The 4,580-nt window shown below is 63.9% G+C and carries 6 protein-coding genes; all 6 read right to left on the bottom strand.

Annotated features, from left to right (window positions below; genetic code table 11):
- Positions 1–409: MqnA/MqnD/SBP family protein (locus tag QVP03_RS01135; RefSeq protein WP_303645447.1), on the bottom strand; the 409-nt coding region annotated here is incomplete at its 3' end.
- The gene (locus QVP03_RS01130) at positions 406–639 is read right to left on the bottom strand and encodes a hypothetical protein (protein WP_055202212.1); all 234 of its coding nucleotides are present in this window, start codon (positions 637–639) and stop codon (positions 406–408) included. The genes QVP03_RS01130 and QVP03_RS01135, both read right to left, overlap by 4 nt.
- Positions 632–1,327 carry a phosphorylase family protein gene (locus tag QVP03_RS01125; protein ID WP_022331847.1) on the bottom strand — a complete coding sequence of 232 codons (696 nt, stop codon included), beginning with the start codon at positions 1,325–1,327 and terminating at the stop codon, positions 632–634. Before QVP03_RS01125 ends, QVP03_RS01130 begins: the two co-directional genes overlap by 8 nt.
- A 1-nt stretch (position 1,328) precedes the next feature.
- Positions 1,329–2,720, bottom strand: coding sequence for an aminopeptidase P family protein (locus QVP03_RS01120; protein WP_022331846.1), 1,392 nt, complete (start codon positions 2,718–2,720; stop codon positions 1,329–1,331).
- A 274-nt stretch (positions 2,721–2,994) separates the two neighbouring features.
- Complete coding sequence (locus QVP03_RS01115; RefSeq protein WP_022331845.1) at positions 2,995–4,125, bottom strand: S66 peptidase family protein; 1,131 nt, start codon at positions 4,123–4,125, stop codon at positions 2,995–2,997.
- 130 nt (positions 4,126–4,255) lie between these two features.
- Positions 4,256–4,580: MFS transporter (locus QVP03_RS01110; RefSeq protein WP_369677378.1), on the bottom strand; the 325-nt coding region annotated here is incomplete at its 5' end.

Below are 4,580 nucleotides of genomic sequence, written 5' to 3'. Positions count from 1 at the left end.
CGCCCCGCTCGACGGCCGCCGCGATTCGGGAGAAGAGCAGCGGTGTACACTCCTCGATTTGGGGGAAGAGTTTGCCCATCAGGGCATTGGCCGTTGTGTGCAGCCCCGGGACGGTCACGCGGCGTATCGGCCGCGTATCGCCTGCGCGGCGTACCAGCAACGGCCCGTTGCCGCGTCCGAGTGCCGCACCGCTGTCGAGCAGCGCGTAATGTTCCGCGATGGCGGGCAGTACGGCGCAACTTATCTTGCTGATGTCGGCACGTCCCAGCCCGGCACCGCGGTTACGCTCCTCGATGTCGTGGTATTCGACCTCGAAGCGCAGGCTGCCCGTGTCGATGCGCCCGTTAACGAGCGCGTCGAACATGAAAGTGTCGTTCGGGCACGGCGAGATATGCAGCTTCAGCCTCACCGTTTTTGCGCCTCGGTGATGTTGCGGGCGTTTTTCTCGTTGTCGCTGCGGTTGCGTTTACCCCCGAAACGACCCAGCAGCCATCCGGCGGCGAAGGTCAGCACGAGGACGATGATGTCGATAAATACGTTGGCCAGCCACCGCTGGATGGCGGGGGCGAATTGCCAGACCAGGATGAAGACGACCAGTATCAGGATCAGTCCCGCCCAGAGCATCCAATTTTTATTCATTGTTTTCGAATATTTGGTTTAACTTTTCCGTCAGGTTCCCGACGGCCTCCTCCACAGCCCACTGGCCAAAGGGTTCGCCGACGTAGTTCGACACGGCACGTATCTGGCAGCACGCGACGCCCAGCGCGTCGCATACGGCGAAAAAGGCTGCGCCTTCCATGTTCTCCACTTCCGGCAGGTACCCTTCCGACGTGTTCTCCGGGTTTCCTTCCGGCGTCTGGCGTTGGGTGCCGTCCGCTGCGTGTCCCGCCCTGTCGTCTGCCGTAAATCCGGGGTGCGGCTCCGCGAACCCGGCGTCCCCTGCCGCGTGCCCGGTGCCTTCCGCCGCGCTTTTCGGCCCGTCCTTTGCCGCGGCTCCGTCGCCCGAACGGCTGACGGTGACCCCGGCTGCAAGGGGCAGCCCCAGGTCGGGGCCCGAGGTCTCGTATTCGCGGGCGTAACGCTCGGGGATGCCCGCTATGCGTTCGGTGACCACTTCGACCACCTCGCCGCGCCGCAATGTCCGGTCACAGGCGCCGGCAATGCCGGCCAGCACCACCAACTGCGGCTTTTTGGCTTTCACGGCGCGCAGCGTCGCCGCCGCGATTTCGGCCATGCCCACCCCGCCGACGAATACCGGGTCGCGGGGCTCGGTGAGGATGAAGGCCTTGGCCTCCTCGATGGTCGGGAAAATGAAAATCCGTTTCACCTTACCGGCCTACGACTGCTTCGAGCTCCTCGACCGTGACGGGTATCTTCTTGTCGCCCAGCATACGGCTGCCGCTCTCCGTCACGAGGATGTCGTCCTCGATGCGGATGCCGCCGAAGTCGCGGTAGCCCTCCAGGGCGTCGTAATCGACGATCCCCTTGTAAAGGCCCTCGGCCCGGCATTTGTCGATCAGCGCCGGGATGAAGTAGAGCCCAGGTTCGTCGGTCATTACCGTCCCCGGTTCGAGGCGCCACGCCGCACGGTAGATGCAGGTCGCGGACTTGGCGGCGCGTTGGGCGATCGAGGAGAAGTCGAAGCTCCGCTCGCCCATCGCCTCGCAGTCGTGCACGTCCATGCCCAGCCCGTGTCCCAGCCCGTGGGGCATGAACATCGTCATGGCACCCGCGGCCACGGCGTCGGCCGCCGATCCCTTGATCAGCCCTATTCCGGCAAGCCCTTCGGCCCGCGTCGTGTAGGCGGCGTTGTGTATCTCGGAGTACATCATGTGCGGTTTGACGATGTTGGCCACATGGTCGTGTGCCGCCAGCACGATGTTGTAGACATCCTTCTGTTTCTGCGTGAATTTCCCGCTTACGGGGTAGGTGCGGGTGTGGTCGGAGCAGTAGTTGTCGACCGTTTCGCCGCCCGCGTCGCACAGCAGCAGACGCCCCTCTTCCAGTACGCCGTCGGCGTTGAGGTTATGCAGCGTTTCGCCGTGCTGCGAGACGATCGACGGGAACGACACGCCCGAACCGTAGGATTTGGCGACGCCTTCGATGGCGCCCGCGATTTCGCGCTCGACGACGCCCGGGCGGCACATCTTCATGGCCAGCGTGTGCATCTTGTAGCCGATTTGGAACGCGCGCTCCATCTCTTCGATCTCCTCGGCGCTCTTTTTCTCGCGCATTTCGGCCACGGCGAACATCAGGTCTACCGACTTGTAGTCGTGCAGCAGTGCGGGTTTGATACCCAGCAGCGACGACAGCCAAAGCTTTGTCTCTCCGCGGTAAGGGGGCAGGAAATGGATTTTGCGCCCCAGCGAAATGGCTTTGCGGAGCCGTTTCTCGAGTTCGGAGAGGGGATATGTCGCTGTGATGCCGACCTTTGCGCCCAGCTCGCGCAACGTGGGCTGCGGGCCTGTCCAGATGATGTCCTCGACCGTGAAATCGTCGCCGTAGAGTGCCTCTTCGCCCGTGTCGGCGTCGATCAGGCCCGCCAGCGAGGGGACGTTCAGCCCGAAATAGTAGAGGAACGACGAATCCTGCCGGAAATAGTAGGCGTTGTTCGGGTAGTTGTTGGGTGACAGGGGGTTGCCCGGGAACAGGACGATGCCCGACCCGATTTTGGTGCGCAGCATGTTGCGGCGCGCGGCGTAGGTTTTTGCTGAGAACATATGCGTAGTGTTTTAGATTTCCGATAATCCGTATTTCGTTTCCGGGGACGGTTTCCCGCGCCTTTCACAGGGCTACGTATCCCTCCTTTTACAAAAATAGTAAAAATATGGCAAGCCCGTTCCCCGGCGGGTTTATTTTTTGCGGAGGGCGATGGCCCGGAGCGGAAGGCTTTCGCCGCTCCGCCGCAGCCCGGCGGCTTTGCCCGGGACGGTTGCCCCGCCGCCCTGCTGTCCGGGCGGAGTCGGGCCGTTCCGCTGCGCCCCGCTTCCTTCGTCAGAATTCGATGACGGCACCCGTTTCGCCCACCGTGACGGTGACTTCGCGTCCCATGTAAAGCGCCACATTGGGGTCTTCGTGCCCCGCGGGCAGGCCGAAGACGACCGGGATTCCCAGCGGCCGCACGTATTGCGCAACGATGTCGTAGGGGTCGGTGATGCCGAAATGTTTTTGTCCGGCCATGTCGGAAAAATGCCCGACGAGGATGGCTTTGCATTTGGCGAGCTTTCCGCTCCGGGCGAGTTGTTGCATCATGCGGTCGAGGCGGTACATGTGTTCGCCGACCTCCTCGATGAAGAGCACCGTGGGGGCGTCGAAGTCGGGTTCCTCGGGTGTGCCGAGCGACGAGCAGACGATCGCAAGGTTGCCGCCCGTGAGGCGTCCGCGGGCCGTGCCCGGGCAGTTGAGCGGGTGTGGGCCGGTGTCGATACGCTGCCGCAGTCCCAGCAGAGCACTGCGCAGCGCTTCGTCGGAGACGATCGCGTCGGCGGTCTCCTCGCTCCCGAAGCGGAACTTGCCCGGCATGGTGGCATGGAGGCTCTCAACGCCCAGCCGTCCCAGTGCCAGGTGGAGCATCGTGACGTCGCTGAACCCGACGACCCATTTTGGGTGCTCGCGCAGGTGGCTGAGGTCGATGAGCGGCAGCAGCCGTACCGAGCCGTAACCGCCCTGGAAGCTGACGACGGCTTTTACGCCGGGGTCGTCGATCATCGCCTGCAGGTCGGCGGCGCGCTGGGCATCGGTACCTGCGAAATAGGGTTGCTCGCGGTCGGCGGTATGCGGCCCGAACTTAACCTTCAGGCCCCACGATTCGAAGCGCTCGCGCACTTTTGCCGTGTCGGCCTTCTCCGACAGTTTCCGCGCCGGGGTGACGATGCCCACCGTGTCGCCGGGCCGCAGGTAGGGCGGGCGGATGAATTGCGTCCGGGCGGATGGTTGTGCGGTGTCGGGGTGCAGTGTAGGGGGTGTCTCCGCGCCGGTTGCGTGCGGGGTGCAGATCGATGCATTGTCGGTTTGCAGAGCGGCCGTTGCACGTTGTACCGTATCGGAGGGTGAAGGCGGGGTTTGTCGTGCGGGCGCCATCCCGATGCAGGAGAACAGGACGGCGAGGAGCAAGGGGTATTTCATGCTGGGATTAGTGTTGTTGTATGCTGTTGTTTGTGTGGTTGTCTTGTGTGTTTGCCGTGCGTGCTGTGCCGGGTTGCATGGGCGGTGCCGATACCTGCCGGAGTGTCCGTCGTTCCGCCTGCCCGGGGAATTATCTCTTGTGCCGGGCCAACCCTTCGGGCAGGGGTAGCCGGATACGGGTAAGGCTGACGACGGCTCCTGTGAGTGCGAACCCGCCGGCGAGCAGGAGTGCCGTGTGGGTGCTGTCGTCGGGGACGATGTGGAACAGCAGCGCCATCAGGGCCGCACCCGTGGTCTGGCCTATGAGACGCGCCGTAGCGAGCATGCCGCTGGCGCTTCCGCTCCTCTCGTGCGGAGCCGAGGCGATCAGGATGCTGTTGTTGGGCGACTGGAAAAGCCCGAAGCCGGCACCGCAGAGCACCAGCCCACATACGTTGTCCCCCGGCGCGGGGGGC

The organism is Alistipes sp. CAG:29 (assembly GCF_000435435.1).
GTDB lineage: Bacteria > Bacteroidota > Bacteroidia > Bacteroidales > Rikenellaceae > Alistipes > Alistipes onderdonkii.
Note: the sequence above shows the minus strand (reverse complement) of the source record. Positions and strands in the feature narration are given on the sequence as shown.